The following is a 15,947-nucleotide window of genomic DNA, read 5'->3' on the forward strand; positions in this document are numbered from 1 at the left end:
TACTGTCAGTATATACAGCAGGCCCAGGATAGCAACAAAAAAATATGTTTGTGAAACAATAGGTTTGTTGATAAATTGTACAAGTCGTAACCGAGTCCAGGTATCCACAGAATATGTCGAGACTAACACTACCTTTAGCGAAAATTTTAAAGTGGCCGATCCGGTTTCTCGTAAAAACCAAACTTTTGCCTGAAAACCCCGTTGAATCTCTTTCCATCAATACAAAGCAGCCCGTGGTTTATGTACTCAAAACTGAGTCTTCAACCGATCTTCAGGTTGTTGCTGCACTTTCAGAAATGATGGGGCTTCCTTCGCCATTTGAGCCACTTTATGTTGATGGTGAGCAATTGCCAAGATTCATTGCATTACAGCGTGCCCGAGTATTTGGTAGTTCGAAAGATCTAACCTCGGATGCGATTCAAGCAGGCTTACGCCTACTTTCACTGCATCAAAAAAAGTCTACCATCGATGTTCAGCTTGTTCCGATCACCATTTGTTGGGGCCGTGATCCGGGACATGAAAGCGCCAGAATACGTGACTTGATCAGCAATACGGAAACGCCAAGTATGTTTCGCAAGATACTCTCGGTCTTTCTGTCAGGGCGAGATAATCTTGTTCGGGTCAGCCGACCGGTTTCAATCCGCTATATGGCGAATGAGCATGGTGTGGATCAGACAACAGCCCATAAACTGATCCGAGTTGCACGGATCCACTTCCAGCGTCAGCGTCTCTCTGCAACGGGGCCTCGTTTACCAAATCGAGCTCAAATGTTTACCTCTTTGATGGCCTCGCCAGGGCTTCGCAAAGCAATCGATGATGAAGCACGAACTAAGAAAATTTCTTTAGTGGAAGCCAAGCAGAATGCACGTAAATTGATGCATGAAATTGCTGCGGATTATTCCAATGTGCTCATCAAAATGAGTGACAACTTCCTCAGTTGGCTTTGGAATAAACTATACAACGGATTGGAAGTCACGAACGGTCAAGCGGTACGTGAGTTGTCTGATCAAGGGTATGAGATCGTTTACCTTCCTTGCCATCGCAGCCATATGGATTATCTTTTGTTGTCGTATGCGATATACCATCAAGGAATGGTTCCGCCGCATATTGCAGCAGGAATCAACCTCAACTTTTGGCCGGTTGGTTCTATTTTCAGAAAAGGCGGAGCATTCTTCATGCGTCGCAGCTTTAAGGGAAATAAGCTTTATTCCTCCGTTTTTCGTGAGTACCTTTCTCTTCTCTTTAACCGTGGTTACTCGGTGAAGTTTTTCACTGAAGGGGGACGGAGTCGAACAGGGCGACTTCTACCACCAAAAACGGGCATGCTCGCTATGACAGTGCAAACGGCTCTTCGAGGTTGTGAACGGCCAATAGCACTAGTACCTGTCTATCTTGGTTATGAGCATGTAATGGAAGTAAGTACTTACACAACTGAGCTAAAAGGAAATACTAAGAAAAAAGAATCTGTAGGTAGTGTTTTTAAAGCAATCCGAAATCTTCGAGATTATGGTCATGGGTATGTGAACTTTGGTGAGCCGATTCTACTTGGGCAATTTTTAACATCACACGTGCCAGACTGGCGGAATTCTGTTTCGCAAGAAGAAGGTCCAAAACCACAGTGGCTTACGCCAACAGTCAATAAACTGGCTGATGAAGTGATGGTTCGGATTAACTCTGCTGCTGCACTAAACAGTGTTTCACTCGCAGGCATGTGTTTGCTTAATGCTGACAAATATGCGATGACGCGACAAGAACTGGAAGTACAAATGGATTTTTATGTTGCCCTACAACGTGAGGCGCCGTATTCAGCAGAAAAAGTGATCCTAAAGATGACGGGGAAAGAGATGGTTGATCACTTGGTTCAATTAAATAAAGTGAAGAGCCATACAGATACATTTGGTGAGATCATCTCACTCGAACAAAAAGATGCGATTCTGATGACTTATTATCGGAATAACATTCTCCATTTGTATATTCTGCCAAGTTTAGTCGCTTCTATTTTAATTTCTCATGAGGTACTAGATAAGCAATCATTGATCAAGAAGATCAAGATGTTTTACCCGTTAATCAAAAATGAACTGTTCTTAAGAGAGCTAGATATTGAAGCTTATGTCGAGGCTATTCTGCAAGCACTCGAGACACAAGGGGCGGTGAATATTGAAGGTGAATCGGTGAAAGCGCTTGGGCACGAAACAGCTGGCTTTTTCCAATTACAGCTTCTTGAGCGTCTCAGTAACGATACGCTACAGCGCTTTGCAATTGTCTTACGTCTCCTTGAAAAGCAGGATTCGATGAGTCGTAGTGAGCTTGAGAAGAAAAGCCAGCAAGCAGCACAACGATTGTCTGAGCTGAATGGTATCAATTCTCCTGAGTTCTTTGATAAGAAAGTATTGGCTAGCTTTATCGCTGCATTACGTGAGGAAGGCTTGGTAACGTTGGATGATTCAAGTAGCCTCGAGACAACATCAGAAGTCAAAGCGCTAGGTCAAGAGATCACATTCTTGTTACGTAGCGAAGTGATACAGAGTATTCATTCTTTAACCTAATTGTTTTAAAGGGGAAATGTCTTTTCCCCTTTCTTCCTCTTACCTACTTTCTACTATTTCTTGCGTTGACGCATGACGCCTTCTTGAATGGTGGAGGCAACGAGTCGTCCTTTTCTATCAAAAAACTGTCCTCTGACAAGCCCACGCCCATGTGAAGCACTTGGGCTATCTACTGCATAGAGTAACCAATCATCCATTTGGAAAGAGTGATGGAACCACATCGCATGATCAATGGTTGCAACTTGCATGTCTGGTGACATGAATGAAGCCCTGTGAGGCTGCAATGCAGTGGGTAAAAAAGAAAAGTCTGAAGCGTAGGCTAACAGGTAATTGTGGATCCTTTGGTCAGTCGGCATTTCACCATTGGCTTTGAACCAGATGTAACGGGTTGGTTCAGAGATGATGGGCTTGAAAGGGTTAATATCACCCACTGGACGGATTTCGATGGGCTTTTCACATATAAATTTACTACGAATTTTTTCAGGTATTAAGTCTGCGTGGCGTTGATAGATCTCATTCTCTGACACGAGATTTTCAGGGCCTGGGACATTGGGCATTTGAGCTTGATGCTCAAAGCCCGTTTCTAATAATTGGAATGAGCCGGTGAGATAAAAAATAGGCTTGCCGAATTGAACAGCCTTCACGCGGCGAGTACTGATACTTTTACCATCACGAATATTCTCAACATCGTAAACAATTGGCTTGGATGCGTCTCCTGGCCTGAGAAAATATGAATGAAAAGAATGGAGCTTGCGAGCTTCATCCACAGTTTCTTTTGCTGCTGAAAGAGCTTGTCCAAGAACTTGGCCACCAAAGACTGCACCAAATCCCAAGTCCTGACTCTGTCCTCGATAAATGCCTTGCTCGATGGTCTCTAGCTCTAAGAGAGAAAGTAAATCCTGTAAAACCTGGCTCATATTGTCTGTTCGTCTTGTTCTATTCTCTTTAGAATGATGTAGGCATTTCTCATAAAAACAAGTCTTAAGTATGGAGTTTCGAAAATGGCAGTGTGGTTATTTAAGTCTGAACCAGATGCATTTAGCATTGATGATTTAGCAAAGAGTCCAGAACAAAAAACAATTTGGGATGGGGTTAGAAACTATCAAGCCAGAAACTTTCTTCGGGATGACGTGAAAGTTGGAGACACGATTTTATATTATCACTCAAGCTGTAAGGTACCAGGTATTGTTGGGCTGGCAGAGGTTACGAGAGGGCCAATTGTAGATCCTTCTCAGTTTGATAACAGTAGCCCTTACTTTGATGCGAAATCAGAAAAAGCGTCTCCTCGTTGGATCACTGTTGAAATCGAATTCAAAGAGAAACTGGATCAAATCATTCCACTCACTGTTTTAAAGAACAGCGAAGCGTTACAAGGTTTTCCGTTGGTAAAAAAAGGTAACAGATTGTCGATTATCCCAGTCTCACCGAGTGAGTACCAGACTATCTTGGAATTTATTAAATAATATTGATCTTGAACTAAACATTTTTAGACAACTACTCATGTTTTCGTGATCTGGTGTAGAATTAAGTAAATAGCGAGTGCTTTTTGAGCAATATTCTTACCATTCAATGGAACATCTTGAAGGAGGTTCTATGGCCGAAGAAAGTAGTGTTGTTGAGCGGCGCCACGATTCCGCAGATTATGAACATTCCTGGGAAAGTTTGAATATGATGCAGAAAGTGGCGATGTCGGAGTTGAATCACTATGGCTATCAGCTTGTCTTCACGAGAAAAACAAATGAAGGTGTTCTCGCTGTTGCGCTTTGTGATCAAAAAGTCGCAACGATTTCAAATGATGGAGAAATCGATATGCATCCCGGTATCAAGACCAGGATTTAGCAAAAGCGTCTTAGACCGCTGGAAGACCAGCGGTTTTTTTATGCGGTAATTGCCAGCCAGTCAATTTCATGGCTGAATATGCGCTCTTTACATATATAGTGGAGCGTCATGCCGTGCTGTATCAGATGATCTCCTGGTGGATTTAAGTGTATTCCTTCTCCAAATCGATTCTTAGCAACAGCTAAAATGGTCATATTGTGCCTATCTTTTAAATGGTAAAATACACTTGAAAACTTAAGCCCTTCGTTTGGAACTTCTTCCGGTACAACAAGGCTAAACTGTGTATGTCCATGTAATGTTGATAAGAGTTGCTCATGAACAAGGCTGGAACCTGGGTCTTGCATTGATCGAACGAGTATTTCTGCGGTCTTGGAAGAAGTGCATTCTACATTTCGGCAGTGCTGTTTTAGCATCTCAACTTTTGTTTCGTCTTGAAAGTGTGCACTGATATGGCATTCATCAGCCACTAAAGTGGAGACACGTAAGGCGGTTGTAAACGTTTGATCATCATCACGACCATCAATAATGATTCGCGCAGCTTTTGTTACAGCAATGCGGTCGAGGCACTTCTGATCGGTAAATGTTTCTAATTTCGCAAAGCTGACACTGGGTTGGTCAATGAGCGGGTGGGTCATATCATCAGTCACACAAAGGAGGATCCGACGTTGTTCCCGTTTACTATCGCCAAGAATATGCTCGATGATCCGCCTTGTTCTCACATTATGCCAACCAAAAATAAGAATGTGATCTTCGTAATGTTGATAGTCTTTTTCGCCAGTCATATTTCGCCTTAATAAATGTGTTATTGCTTGTCCTGTTTTCCCTAAAAAAGCACCAAAAATGGCAAGGCCTAATGGAATCTGCCAAAGCGAAACCACCAATCGTCCTTCTGGGGACTGTGGGCTGAAGTCACCAAATCCAACCGTACTTGTTGTCACAATGTAGTAATACAAAAATGTGATGGGTTCAAGTATTGCAGTTTCTTGAGCACTGAAGAGTAATCCCCAGGTGGACAGTGCATGAAAGAGTACAATCATGATCAGCGCAGGCCAAGTCACCTGATTGAGATGCAATCGCATCGCCAGCAGGAATTTCCGAAGAATATTCATGTGTTCCTTTTAACTTCCTCTAACTCTTTTTTCTTGGATATCGAGCAGTATTTTACATGTAAAGAAGTATTCGGAAACAGAATTCTTTTGCCAGTGCCGGAGGACTTGCCCATCTTGCTGTTCAAGAAACTTAGCAAAACTATCCCATGAAATCGACGTCGATTTCTTAAGATATTCCTTATAAGCTTCATGGACTGATTTGTGGCCAAGTGCCGCATCACTGATGACAGTACCGCAACCCTTGATGAGAGATTCCAACATGGGTTCGGTATCCGGTGGAATTGCTCCATATTGTCGCAAGCTATCAAATCGCTCACGGAAGAGAAGCTCTTGCTCAGAAGCAAGAGTAATGATGATCTCGCCGAGATAATCAGATTCTGACTTTGCACCATTGAGCTCTCTTCGATATCGCATGAGCTCTTTATTAAGATTTTGGCTTCTATACCAAAAAAACAATGATAAAAATGAGAAAAAGGCAATGATTCCATAGGTGTACATGTAAGCGAGCTCCAAAAGTAAGCAACATACAACGCAGAAAAACTAACAAGCCACGGAAAACTTTCTATATATTTAGTCGGGTTATTCGACGTATGATTTCATTGACCTTGCGTTCCTTAAGCATATATCAAAAAAAGAAGTTGAGATGATCAAGACGGCGGCCCACTTTTTACCCTCGCCACGCGGTCTTATTTACCAGCCCCTTTTACATTGACAATTGGATTCACAGTAATTGTTTTCTCTTTAGTGTAAAGATGATGGGATGTTGTACGGTTGCTTTGAGAGTTTCTGGCCTGATATTCAGTCTTGGGATATTATTTTGCTCTATTTTTGAACTAATTGTATTAAATTACCACATTGACGCTTGCAAAAAGGTTAATAGAATGTTTTAATTCGTAACCTGTTTGATATGAACATAAGGTTCAAATCAATCTTGTCGTGCACAGCCAGATTGCAACTATCACGACATAGCTAGTTGCGAGATGGTTTCACACAAACGCAATGACAACCCGATTGACGTAATGTCAATGAAGCGGGGGCATTGGGTTGGCGGGGTGATTTGTTGTGTTGTTGTATTTCATCATTGTTTTGTACCTTGTGTTCTATCAGCATTTTCTTTGTTTTTCGTTTCTTTTCCTTCTCGCAATACGCTTGTTTTCTTTTTAAGAACAATCTTTAATTATTTTGAACATAAGAATATGGAGATCGATGCCATGTTTGTTGCTGTTTATGAATTTGAAGTGAAACCGGGATTTGAATCTGACTTTCAAAAATACTGGCTGGAGTTTACCAAAGGTATATATCGGCAATGTGGAAGTTTAGGCTCTCGTTTACATCAAGTGAGTGAGCATTTCTATGTTGGTTATGCCCAGTGGCCAGATCGTATGACTTGGAACGAGGCAAAAAATATCGAATTGGGCGAAGAATACCAAAGTGCTGGAGATGCAATGCGAGCATGTTTGGTTCGTTCGAACACCCGCTTCGAAATGGAAGTGGTCAGTGATTATCTTCAACAAGAAGAGGCTTTGCTTGAAGATTTGTCTGGTTGAGTAATGGGCGTCATCAGAAGGATAGCGCCCGAGATTTTTTAATTTGGTTGACGGAGCTGTTGAAGCAGGCTCTCAAGTGCTTCTTTTTCGAATCGATATGATGAATTGCAATATTCGCAATGCATGTCAACCTGTTCTTGCTCGTCAATAATGTGTTCGAGTTCTTCAGCACCAAGGCTGATTAATGCGCTTTCACATCTTTCTTTGGAACACCCACAAACAAAACGGACAGGCTGGGGTGCAAACATTTGCGGATTTTCCTGATGATAAAGTCTGATCAATAACTCTTCTGCTGGCAGCTGAAGCATTTCTTCAGATTTAACAGTATCTGTGAGGATTTCAAGATGATCGAAGTCTGTGACAGCTTTATCTTTATCGACAGGAAGGACCTGTAGCAGCATGCCTGATACGCTTTTAAATTCGTCATCAATCGCAAACCACAGACGCGTTTTGAGCTGTTCTGATTGCTGGAAGTAGCTCTCAAGACATTTGGCGACTGTCGGCTCAGAGAGGGGAACAACACCTTGATAACGTTCACCTTGATTTGGTGTGACTGTGATCACCAATGCACCTTGACCAAATAATTCTTGTAATGAGTATATATCATCTTGAATTACTTGATCATAGCGTGCAATACCACGCAGCTCTTGCTGGTGATTCGCATTAATAACAGCCACTTTGACCGGGCCATTGCCTTGGAGCTGTACCGTAATTTCACCTTCGAATTTTAAGGTGGCGGTGAGGAGCGAAGTAGCTGCCATGAGTTCACCCAAGACCTTCTTAATTGGTGCTGGGTAGTCGTGATTTTCAATAATTTGCTGGTAACTTTCTCTTAATTGAACCAACTCACCACGGACATGATGATCTTCAAAAACGTATCGCGATAATTGATCGAATGACTGCATGACGACTACTCACCTAATTTAACTTTCAAAATCTGTCTGCGCTGCTTTTTGTCTGGCTTTGAATCAGGGTGTGGTGCGAATAAAGTATTATTTTTACGTGCTAACGCATTTTTTTCGCGTTTTTCGATACTTTCTTCAGTTTCCGTATAAAGAGTCTGTGCTTCAGGTGCACCACGACGCTGGTCTGATAAAGCTTTGACAATTACCTCTTTTTCATCCGATCCTTGTCTTAATGTGATGACAGCACCAACCTCAACAATTTTACTCGGTTTCGATCGTTGATGGTTATATTGAACTTTTCTGCTTTGGACCATGTCTCTAGCTAGGGCACGGTTTTTATAGAAGCGGGCAGCCCAGAGCCATTTGTCCAATCGGACGGCTACATCTGTTGACTCATTTTGCTGATTTGCTTTTTTCATAAGAAAAACTTAGCGATGAAAAAGTGGGCGAAACTTAACATAAACCTAAGCTGAAAGCTACTTAAGCGTGGTGAAGTACAGCCATTCATATTTTGGGATTGGCTAAAATACTGTAATAAGGGTATGATCGGGGCTAATTTTGGTTAAAAATTATTGGAAAATGGACTGGTACGGGCGCATTACAGAACAATTCGCTAAATATCCATGGTTCAATCAGATTTTCCTCAGCAAATGCGCTGTGGTCATCTTGTCATTGATGCTGATTTCCATGGCTGCGGATTTAACTTGGCGGATAATTCCCCAAGGGAACAGGATACAACCGCTAAATCTTATCTACACTGATAAGGGCGGGGCAGATGCATCATCTTCTGTTGATGTGACAACCATCGTGTCGAGACACCTTTTTGGCAAGTTTGAAAAGAAACCAGAAAAGGTGATCGAAATTGAGCAACCGATAGCAAACGATGTACCAGAAACATCACTCAATGTTCGTCTAACTGGTGTGGTTGCTATTGGAGAGAAAGCCACACAAGGCGCTGCCATTATCGAAAGCATGAGTAAACAGGCGACCTATGTCGTTAATGATACGATTGCAGGCACACAAGCCGTCTTAAAGAAGATTTTTTCTGATCGCGTCATTTTGCAATACCGAGGTCGTTTTGAAACCCTGATGTTGGATGGGATTGATTATCACGAAGCAAAACGAAATCGCCAACAGCAGGTAAAAAAAACAGCTTCAAAGCCTAAGCCGAAAAAGAAAAGTGGAAAGGCGAAGGTGGACAAGCGGCATGACAAGGCGTTGATTAAAGAATTAAAAGCGCAACGTGAAGCCTTCATGAAGGAACCGAAAAAGATTTTTGATTATATTCGAATTTCACCGGTTCGGCGTGATGGTTCATTGGCAGGATATCGCCTCAGACCAGGCAAGGATCCTTCTTTGTTCAAGAAAACAGGTTTGAAGTCCGGTGATATGGCTGTCGAAATTAATGGTTATGACCTGAAAGATATGCAACAGGCGATGACAGTGCTTCGAGAATTACGTCAAATGACAGAAGCAAGTATCGTTGTGGAGCGTGGTGATCAGCAGGTCGAAGTTTTATTTGGTTTGGAATAATAATAAGTCGGAGTTAGGGCTAATGAGAAGCAAGTTGCGCCCAGGAATGAGTCGTGTGATTAAGCCACTATCGGTAGCGTGTTTATCCGTTGCCTTGACATTTGGCGCAGGTGCCAGGGCTGTTGAATATTCCCCGAACTTTAAAGGGACGGACATTAATGAATTTATCAACATCGTTGGAAAGAACCTAAAGAAAACCATCATAATCGACCCGAATGTCAGAGGGAAGATTAATGTCCGTAGCTATGAGATGCTCACGGAAAAACAGTACTATCAATTTTTCCTGAATGTTCTACAGGTTTATGGTTATGCAGTTGTCGAAATGGACAACGGTATTATCAAAATCGTCCGTAACAAGGATGGGAAGCATTCTGCAATTCCGGTTGTTAGCGAGCGCAATCCAGGCCAGGGTGATGAAATGGTCACCCGAGTTGTTGAAGTGAAAAACGTTTCTGTAAGAGAGCTTTCTCCACTACTTCGTCAGTTCAGTAACCAGACTCAGGGCGGCCATGTCGTTCACTACGACCCTTCGAATGTCATCATGATGACGGGTAATGCCGCAGTCGTGAATCGCCTTGTTGAAATTATTCGCCGTGTTGACCATGCTGGCGACCGTTCTGTTGATATTATTCCACTCAAACATGCTTCAGCGTCTGAGATTGTTCGTGTTGTTGAAAAAATCACGAAGGAATCAGGCGGAAAACGATCACAACCAACTTTCCTTATTCCAAAAGTTGTCGCCGATGAGCGGACCAACAGCGTGATAGTCAGCGGTGAACCACAAGCAAGAAAGCGTGTGAAAGAGCTTGTCCAACAACTCGATAGTGAGTTGAAAACCAGTGGTAACACGCGTGTTTTCTATCTCAAATACGCCAAAGCAGAAGATTTGGTTAAGGTTCTCAAAGGCGTCAGTGACTCGATTTCCAAAGAACAAGATAAAGGGAAGAAGGGGTCTAAAGCATCTGGTGGTCGTAATATCAGCATCGAAGCACACAAGGAAAACAATGCCCTTGTGATCACAGCTCAACCAGACATGATGCGCTCTTTGCAAGATGTGATCCGACAGCTAGATGTTAAACGTCTGCAAGTTCTTGTTGAAGCGATTATTGTTGAAGTCTTCGATAGTGATGGTGTTGATTTAGGTGTCCAGTGGGCAAGTCGAGACTTCGGTTTGATGCAGTTTAATAATGGGAAGACAGTCCCAATCGGATCATTGGCTGTTGCTGGTATTCAGGCGAAAGACACCACAAATAAGACAACAGAAACAAGACGTGTAAATGGCACTGATCAACCTGTTCAAGTAGAGACAACAGAACGTGGTGACTATAGTGGTCTTGCTTCATTGCTAGGTGGCTTTAATGGTGTCCTTACTGGTGTCGTGAAAGATGACTGGGGTGCTCTGGTGAACTTTGTATCAACCAATACCAAGTCAAATCTACTTTCCACACCAAGTATTATGACGATGGACAACGAAGAGGCATACTTCATCGTTGGTTCTGAAGTGCCAATTATTTCTCAATCACAAACAACCGGGACCAACACGAACCCACTACAGTCGGTTGAACGTAAAGAAGTTGGTATCAAACTGAAAGTCACACCACAGATCAACGAAGGTTCTGGCATTCAGATGAAGATTGAACAGGAAGTTTCAAAGGTTGAAGGGGCAACAGCGGTAGATATCACGATTGCAAAGCGTGAGATCAAAACAACCGTGATGGTTGAAGATGGTGCCGTAATCTCCTTAGGTGGACTCATCGATGATGATGTGCAAGAAAGTGTCTCGAAAGTCCCATTACTCGGTGATATTCCAATCCTTGGGCACCTGTTTAAATCAACGAGTACGACAAAACGTAAGCGTAATTTGATGGTCTTTATTCGTCCAACGATTGTCAAAGACAGTACGAAGATGAATGAAATCAGTTACCGCAAGTATAATTTCATGCGTGCGAAAGAGTTGATGCATGATGAAGACGGGATTGATTTAATGCCATTCACCAAAGGGCCAATGCTTCCTGAATGGGAATCCCCGTTAGAAGTGCCGCCTCATTTTGAACAGTACATGGAAGGCGACGGTGTTTTCAAAGATGACGTTCAGGTAGCACCACAAGAGGTTGCTCCAGCTCAAACAGATGATAATGAACATGTTGAAGAAGACGCTCAAATGGAAGAGGTAGCGCCAGAAGTTGAGTTGGCGCCAGAAGCTGAATCGGCAACAGAAGAGGATGCCCAAGAGCAGGAGCCGCAGTAATGGTAGAAGAGTCTAACGTAGAAGCTCAACCGGAAGTGGTTGAGCAACCCGTGACGACCCGATTGCCGTTCGGCTTCGCCAAACGCCACGGTGTCCTGATCAGCCGGGAAGAAGATGGCCTGTATGTCGTGACGAAACCGGGTAGCGATTTATCCGCAGTGGTTGAAGTCCGTCGTCATTTGAGCGAAAGCTTTAAGATTAAAAAGCTCTCCGAAGGGGAATTTGATAGTTTGCTTGAAGCAAGCTATCAAAAAGACTCCTCTGAGACGCGTCAAATCATGGAAGATTTAGGTAATGAGATGGATTTGGCCTCTCTTGCTGAAGAATTACCTCAATCAGAAGACCTTTTAGAAAGTGAAGATGACGCGCCGATCATCAAATTGATTAATGCAATGCTCAGTGAAGCAATCAAAGAAGGTGCATCAGATATTCATATTGAAACCTTCGAAAATGCATTGGTGATCCGATTCCGTGTCGATGGTGTTCTACGAGAAGTCTTAAAACCAAATCGTAAACTTGCTTCATTACTTGTGTCGCGTATCAAAGTCATGTCCGAATTGGATATTGCGGAAAAACGTGTACCACAGGATGGTCGTATTTCTTTGCGTATCGCAGGGCGTGCTGTTGATGTCCGGGTTTCAACGATGCCAAGTAAGCATGGTGAGCGAGTTGTACTCCGTCTCCTGGATAAGAATACTGCACGACTGAATTTGATTGATCTTGGGATGACCAAGCATATTGAAGAAAAGGTCGCTGCGTTAGTCCGTAAACCACATGGGATCATTTTGGTGACCGGTCCAACGGGTTCAGGTAAGAGTACGACCCTGTATGCTGGTTTGACCGACATTAATACCAAAGACCGAAATATCCTCACCGTTGAAGACCCGATTGAATATGAATTAGAAGGCATTGGACAGACCCAGGTAAACCCAAAAGTCGATATGACCTTCGCTCGTGGTCTGCGAGCCATTCTCCGTCAGGATCCTGATGTGGTCATGGTTGGTGAGATCCGGGATTTAGAGACTTCTCAAATGGCTGTTCAGGCCAGTTTGACAGGTCACTTAGTTTTATCCACGCTTCACACGAATACGGCTGCGGGTGCGATCACCCGGATGGAAGATATGGGCGTTGAGCCTTTCTTATTATCCTCAAGTCTTCTCGGTGTGCTTGCTCAGCGACTGATCCGAACATTATGTGAAGAGTGTAAAACGCCACATACTCCAGATGCAGAAGAGCGACGTATTCTGGGCATTTCGGAAAACGACAGTAGTATCATTTATCGTGCAGTTGGTTGTGAGCATTGTAACCAACGAGGTTATCGCGGTCGAACCGGTATTCACGAATTATTGATCGTTGATGATACGGTGCGTGAACTCATTCATGATGGTCAGGGCGAGCAGTCTGTTGAGCGCTATATCCGAGAACACACACCAAGCATTCGTCAGGATGGTTGTTATAAGGTGCTGGCAGGTCAAACAACTTTAGAAGAAGTTTTGAGAGTCACGCGAGAGGAAAGCTAAGTGGCTGCATTTGAATATAAAGCGCTCAACGCGAAAGGCAAACAGAAAAAAGGGATCATCGAGGCAGATACAGCGCGTCAGGTGAGAACTCAGTTACGTGAGCAAGGACTCATGCCGCTTGAAGTCGAAGTCGCGAATGAAAAAGCGACAACGGCTGAGGTCGGGGGCTTCTCATTTAGTTTTGCCCGTGATATTCCTGTGTCAGACAAGGCTTTGATCACGCGTCAGGTGGCGACTTTGATTGAATCCGGTCTTCCGATTGAAGCTTCACTCCTTGCCGTTGCGGAACAGTGCGAAAATCCGCGCCTCAAGAAAATGATGATGACGGTGCGAAGCAAAGTTGTTGAGGGTTTTTCCTTTGCAGATGGCCTTGCTGAGTTTCCACATGTCTTTGACCACTTGTATCGCTCAATGGTAGCGGCAGGTGAAAAATCGGGTCACTTAGAAGCGGTTCTCAACCGATTGGCAGACTATACGGAACAACGTGCGCATATGCGAAGTCAAATGATGCAGGCGATGATTTATCCGATCGTTTTGATTGTGATCGCGTGTGCTGTGACTTACGCCCTATTGGTGACAGTCGTTCCAAAAATTGTGACGCAGTTTGTTCAGTCGGGGCAGAAATTACCAGGTTTAACCGAATTTGTGATCAATGCCAGTAACTTTGCGAGCAACTATGGTGTTGTGGTGTTGGTTGGTTTTGTTGTGTTATTTGCGAGTTGGAAACAGGTTCTGAAGAAGCCAAAAGTGCGGCTCTGGTATGATCACCGTTTGATCACAATGCCAATGATTGGAAAAGTTGCTCGAGGATTAAATACGGCGCGTTTTGCGCGAACACTCAGCATCTTAACGGCCAGCTCGGTGCCATTGTTGGAAGGAATGCGGATCGCTGGACAAGTTTTATCGAACGAATACATCAAAGGTGTTGTCGGAGAAGCAGCGTCAAAAGTTCGCGAAGGTGCGTCTTTAAAGGCAAGTTTAGAGCAGACGAAAATATTTCCACCAATGATGTTGCACATGATTGCATCGGGTGAAAAATCCGGTGAACTCGAGCAGATGCTGGATCGTGCTGCCAATAACCAGGACCGGGAGTTTGAGACCCTGGTCAATGTATCATTAAAATTGTTCGAACCATTATTGATTGTGATGATGGCAGGCGTGGTACTGACCATCGTGATGGCGATCCTATTGCCAATCATCGAAATGAATAATCTAGTCGGACTGTAATTGAGTAGAGAGTTATAAAATGCAAAGAAATCAAGGTTTTTCATTGCTTGAAGTCATGGTTGTATTGGTCATTATTGGCCTTATTCTTGGTGTTGTTGCACCAAATATCTTGGGACAGGGTGAGGCAGCAAAACTCAAAAAAGTAAAGCTGGACATTCAGCAGCTGGAAAATGCCCTGGGTATGTATAAGTTCGAAAATGGCCGTTATCCATCAACAGAGCAAGGCCTGGAAGCTCTTGTAGAAAAAACAGAAATTGATCCGCGCCCACGTAAGTTTCCTGAAGGTGGTTACGTCAGTAAGTTACCAAAGGATCCATGGCAGAATGATTACGTATTGGTCAGCCCTGGTGAATTCGGCAAGATCGATATTTTCTCTGTCGGACCAGATAGCGAAGCAGGGACCGATGATGATATCGGTAACTGGATGAGCGAAGATAACGAAGAAGAACAATAACTAAATTTTGTGAGCGCTTGTGAAGTATCCGGATATACAGAGAACCAGCCAAAGTGGATTTACCATCATCGAGGTGCTGGTTGTCATCTTTCTCATAGGAATGTTAACGTCCGTTGTTGTCTTGAGTGGCGGATTTGGACGTTCTCCAGAGAAAGATCTGGAAAAAGAAGCACAGCGCTTTCATGCTGCATTTAATTTCGCATCAGAATATGCATTGTTAAATCGATACGAAATCGGCGTCTTTATCGAAAAAAATAAGTACGAGTTTTTGGTTTTTAGTGAATCCAAATGGGTGCCACTAGATAAAGAAAAAGTATTTAAATCGAGAAAAATGCCAGAAAATGTCATGATGACATTACAACTTGAGGGACTGTCTTGGTCTCAAGATAATTTGCTGTCATCCTGGATGCAGGATGATGATAATTTATTGGATGAGATCACACTTTCTGAAAAAGAAGAAGAAAAGAAGAAGATCCCCCAGATCTATATTCTTTCCTCGGGTGAAGTCTCTCCTTTCCGGGTGAAATTTGAGTTGGATGATGATGCATCGGATGATGATCGCATTTATGCCGTCACTGGAAAGTTTGTCGCACCTGTCGAGCTCGCAGGACCTTTGGAAGAGATTGAGCTTGAGGAATAACTCATGAAGCGTGTTGTTGGTTTTACATTGCTTGAAATGATGGTGGCGATTTCCATCTTTGCCTTTGCTGGTATTGCGGTCATGAAGGTCGCAAATGAGCATCTGCATGCAATGTCGTTAATCGAAAAAAAAACATTGGCTTCCTGGGTTGCTTCCAATCGCTTGGTTGAAATTCGCCTTGAAAAAAAATGGCCCATTTCCAACAAGCGTGGAGATACTGAATTAGCTGACCTGAAATGGTACTGGTATCAGCAAAAAGAAAAGGTTGAGCACAAGGGGATTGTGAAAGTCACAGTCAAGGTGTTTGAAGATGAAGCGAATGAACATGAAATTTATCGCTTAACAACTTATTTTTCGAACCCCAAGTAAGGTTTTGATC

The 15,947-nt window shown here is 43.2% G+C and carries 16 protein-coding genes; 11 read left to right on the forward strand and 5 right to left on the reverse strand.

The genetic code is table 11. The features are described 5' to 3' along the window. The first annotated feature begins 113 nt into the window (after positions 1 to 113). Entirely contained in the window at positions 114 to 2,546 is a 2,433-nt protein-coding gene (gene plsB / locus C505_RS0104380) for a glycerol-3-phosphate 1-O-acyltransferase PlsB (protein WP_018691375.1), read from the forward strand. Between the two features lie 53 nt (positions 2,547 to 2,599). On the opposite strand, the gene tesB is transcribed toward plsB, so the two are convergent. Continuing rightward, entirely contained in the window at positions 2,600 to 3,463 is an 864-nt protein-coding gene (tesB, locus tag C505_RS0104385; protein WP_018691376.1) for an acyl-CoA thioesterase II, read from the reverse strand. A gap of 84 nt (positions 3,464 to 3,547) precedes the next feature. On the opposite strand from tesB, the gene C505_RS0104390 reads away from it, so the two are divergent. Both C505_RS0104390 and C505_RS0104395 read left to right on the forward strand, forming a co-directional pair. After that, on the forward strand, positions 3,548 to 4,009 hold the full coding sequence (locus tag C505_RS0104390) for an EVE domain-containing protein (protein ID WP_018691377.1): 462 nt from the start codon (positions 3,548 to 3,550) through the stop codon (positions 4,007 to 4,009). A gap of 130 nt (positions 4,010 to 4,139) precedes the next feature. Then, on the forward strand, positions 4,140 to 4,385 hold the full coding sequence (locus tag C505_RS0104395; RefSeq protein ID WP_018691378.1) for a hypothetical protein: 246 nt from the start codon (positions 4,140 to 4,142) through the stop codon (positions 4,383 to 4,385). Positions 4,386 to 4,423: 38 nt separating this feature from the next. Here the strand turns inward: C505_RS0104395 and C505_RS0104400 are convergent, their stop codons facing one another. Both C505_RS0104400 and C505_RS0104405 read right to left on the reverse strand, forming a co-directional pair. Further along, on the reverse strand, positions 4,424 to 5,494 hold the full coding sequence (locus tag C505_RS0104400) for a potassium channel family protein (protein ID WP_018691379.1): 1,071 nt from the start codon (positions 5,492 to 5,494) through the stop codon (positions 4,424 to 4,426). Between the two features lie 9 nt (positions 5,495 to 5,503). Beyond that, positions 5,504 to 5,908 (reverse strand): hypothetical protein, encoded by a 405-nt coding sequence (locus tag C505_RS0104405; RefSeq protein WP_157368797.1) that lies wholly within the window; start codon positions 5,906 to 5,908, stop codon positions 5,504 to 5,506. Positions 5,909 to 6,705: 797 nt separating this feature from the next. Here C505_RS0104405 and C505_RS21395 point away from each other — a divergent pair. Then, complete coding sequence (locus C505_RS21395) at positions 6,706 to 7,041, forward strand: antibiotic biosynthesis monooxygenase family protein (protein ID WP_051090582.1); 336 nt, start codon at positions 6,706 to 6,708, stop codon at positions 7,039 to 7,041. A gap of 38 nt (positions 7,042 to 7,079) precedes the next feature. On the opposite strand, the gene hslO is transcribed toward C505_RS21395, so the two are convergent. Both hslO and hslR read right to left on the reverse strand, forming a co-directional pair. After that, entirely contained in the window at positions 7,080 to 7,946 is an 867-nt protein-coding gene (gene hslO / locus C505_RS0104415; RefSeq protein WP_018691382.1) for an Hsp33 family molecular chaperone HslO, read from the reverse strand. 5 nt (positions 7,947 to 7,951) lie between these two features. Continuing rightward, positions 7,952 to 8,365 carry a ribosome-associated heat shock protein Hsp15 gene (gene hslR / locus C505_RS0104420; RefSeq protein ID WP_018691383.1) on the reverse strand — a complete coding sequence of 138 codons (414 nt, stop codon included), beginning with the start codon at positions 8,363 to 8,365 and terminating at the stop codon, positions 7,952 to 7,954. 139 nt (positions 8,366 to 8,504) lie between these two features. On the opposite strand from hslR, the gene gspC reads away from it, so the two are divergent. From gspC to gspI, 7 genes are read left to right on the forward strand one after another with little or no spacing between them, the layout of a single operon-like run. Further along, positions 8,505 to 9,479, forward strand: a complete 975-nt coding sequence (gspC, locus tag C505_RS0104425) for a type II secretion system protein GspC (RefSeq protein ID WP_211215051.1) — start codon at positions 8,505 to 8,507, stop codon at positions 9,477 to 9,479. Between the two features lie 22 nt (positions 9,480 to 9,501). Then, entirely contained in the window at positions 9,502 to 11,727 is a 2,226-nt protein-coding gene (gspD, locus tag C505_RS21400; RefSeq protein WP_245556330.1) for a type II secretion system secretin GspD, read from the forward strand. Beyond that, a complete protein-coding gene (gspE, locus tag C505_RS0104435) occupies positions 11,727 to 13,247 on the forward strand; it encodes a type II secretion system ATPase GspE (protein WP_018691386.1) in 1,521 nt (506 codons plus the stop codon). The genes gspD and gspE overlap by 1 nt, the downstream gene beginning before the upstream one ends. Further along, entirely contained in the window at positions 13,248 to 14,474 is a 1,227-nt protein-coding gene (gspF, locus tag C505_RS0104440; RefSeq protein WP_018691387.1) for a type II secretion system inner membrane protein GspF, read from the forward strand. It abuts the gene before it with no gap. 19 nt (positions 14,475 to 14,493) lie between these two features. Further along, the gene (gene gspG, locus C505_RS0104445) at positions 14,494 to 14,928 is read left to right on the forward strand and encodes a type II secretion system major pseudopilin GspG (protein ID WP_018691388.1); all 435 of its coding nucleotides are present in this window, start codon (positions 14,494 to 14,496) and stop codon (positions 14,926 to 14,928) included. A 19-nt stretch (positions 14,929 to 14,947) separates the two neighbouring features. After that, complete coding sequence (gspH, locus tag C505_RS21405; RefSeq protein WP_018691389.1) at positions 14,948 to 15,568, forward strand: type II secretion system minor pseudopilin GspH; 621 nt, start codon at positions 14,948 to 14,950, stop codon at positions 15,566 to 15,568. A gap of 3 nt (positions 15,569 to 15,571) precedes the next feature. Next, on the forward strand, positions 15,572 to 15,937 hold the full coding sequence (gene gspI / locus C505_RS0104455; protein ID WP_018691390.1) for a type II secretion system minor pseudopilin GspI: 366 nt from the start codon (positions 15,572 to 15,574) through the stop codon (positions 15,935 to 15,937). Positions 15,938 to 15,947 lie beyond the last annotated feature (10 nt).

Source organism: Algicola sagamiensis DSM 14643 (genome assembly GCF_000374485.1).
Taxonomy (GTDB): Bacteria; Pseudomonadota; Gammaproteobacteria; order Enterobacterales; family Alteromonadaceae; genus Algicola; species Algicola sagamiensis.

Coding starts and splice junctions, on each gene's coding strand:
- tesB (WP_018691376.1), bottom strand. CDS start 3,463: ATGAGCCAGGTTTTACAGGATTTACTTTCTCTCTTAGAGCTAGAGACC.
- plsB (WP_018691375.1), top strand. CDS start 114: ATGTCGAGACTAACACTACCTTTAGCGAAAATTTTAAAGTGGCCGATC.
- hslR (WP_018691383.1), bottom strand. CDS start 8,365: ATGAAAAAAGCAAATCAGCAAAATGAGTCAACAGATGTAGCCGTCCGA.
- gspD (WP_245556330.1), top strand. CDS start 9,502: ATGAGAAGCAAGTTGCGCCCAGGAATGAGTCGTGTGATTAAGCCACTA.
- C505_RS0104390 (WP_018691377.1), top strand. CDS start 3,548: ATGGCAGTGTGGTTATTTAAGTCTGAACCAGATGCATTTAGCATTGAT.
- hslO (WP_018691382.1), bottom strand. CDS start 7,946: ATGCAGTCATTCGATCAATTATCGCGATACGTTTTTGAAGATCATCAT.
- gspG (WP_018691388.1), top strand. CDS start 14,494: ATGCAAAGAAATCAAGGTTTTTCATTGCTTGAAGTCATGGTTGTATTG.
- C505_RS21395 (WP_051090582.1), top strand. CDS start 6,706: ATGTTTGTTGCTGTTTATGAATTTGAAGTGAAACCGGGATTTGAATCT.
- C505_RS0104405 (WP_157368797.1), bottom strand. CDS start 5,908: ATGCGATATCGAAGAGAGCTCAATGGTGCAAAGTCAGAATCTGATTAT.
- gspI (WP_018691390.1), top strand. CDS start 15,572: ATGAAGCGTGTTGTTGGTTTTACATTGCTTGAAATGATGGTGGCGATT.
- C505_RS0104400 (WP_018691379.1), bottom strand. CDS start 5,494: ATGAATATTCTTCGGAAATTCCTGCTGGCGATGCGATTGCATCTCAAT.
- gspE (WP_018691386.1), top strand. CDS start 11,727: ATGGTAGAAGAGTCTAACGTAGAAGCTCAACCGGAAGTGGTTGAGCAA.
- C505_RS0104395 (WP_018691378.1), top strand. CDS start 4,140: ATGGCCGAAGAAAGTAGTGTTGTTGAGCGGCGCCACGATTCCGCAGAT.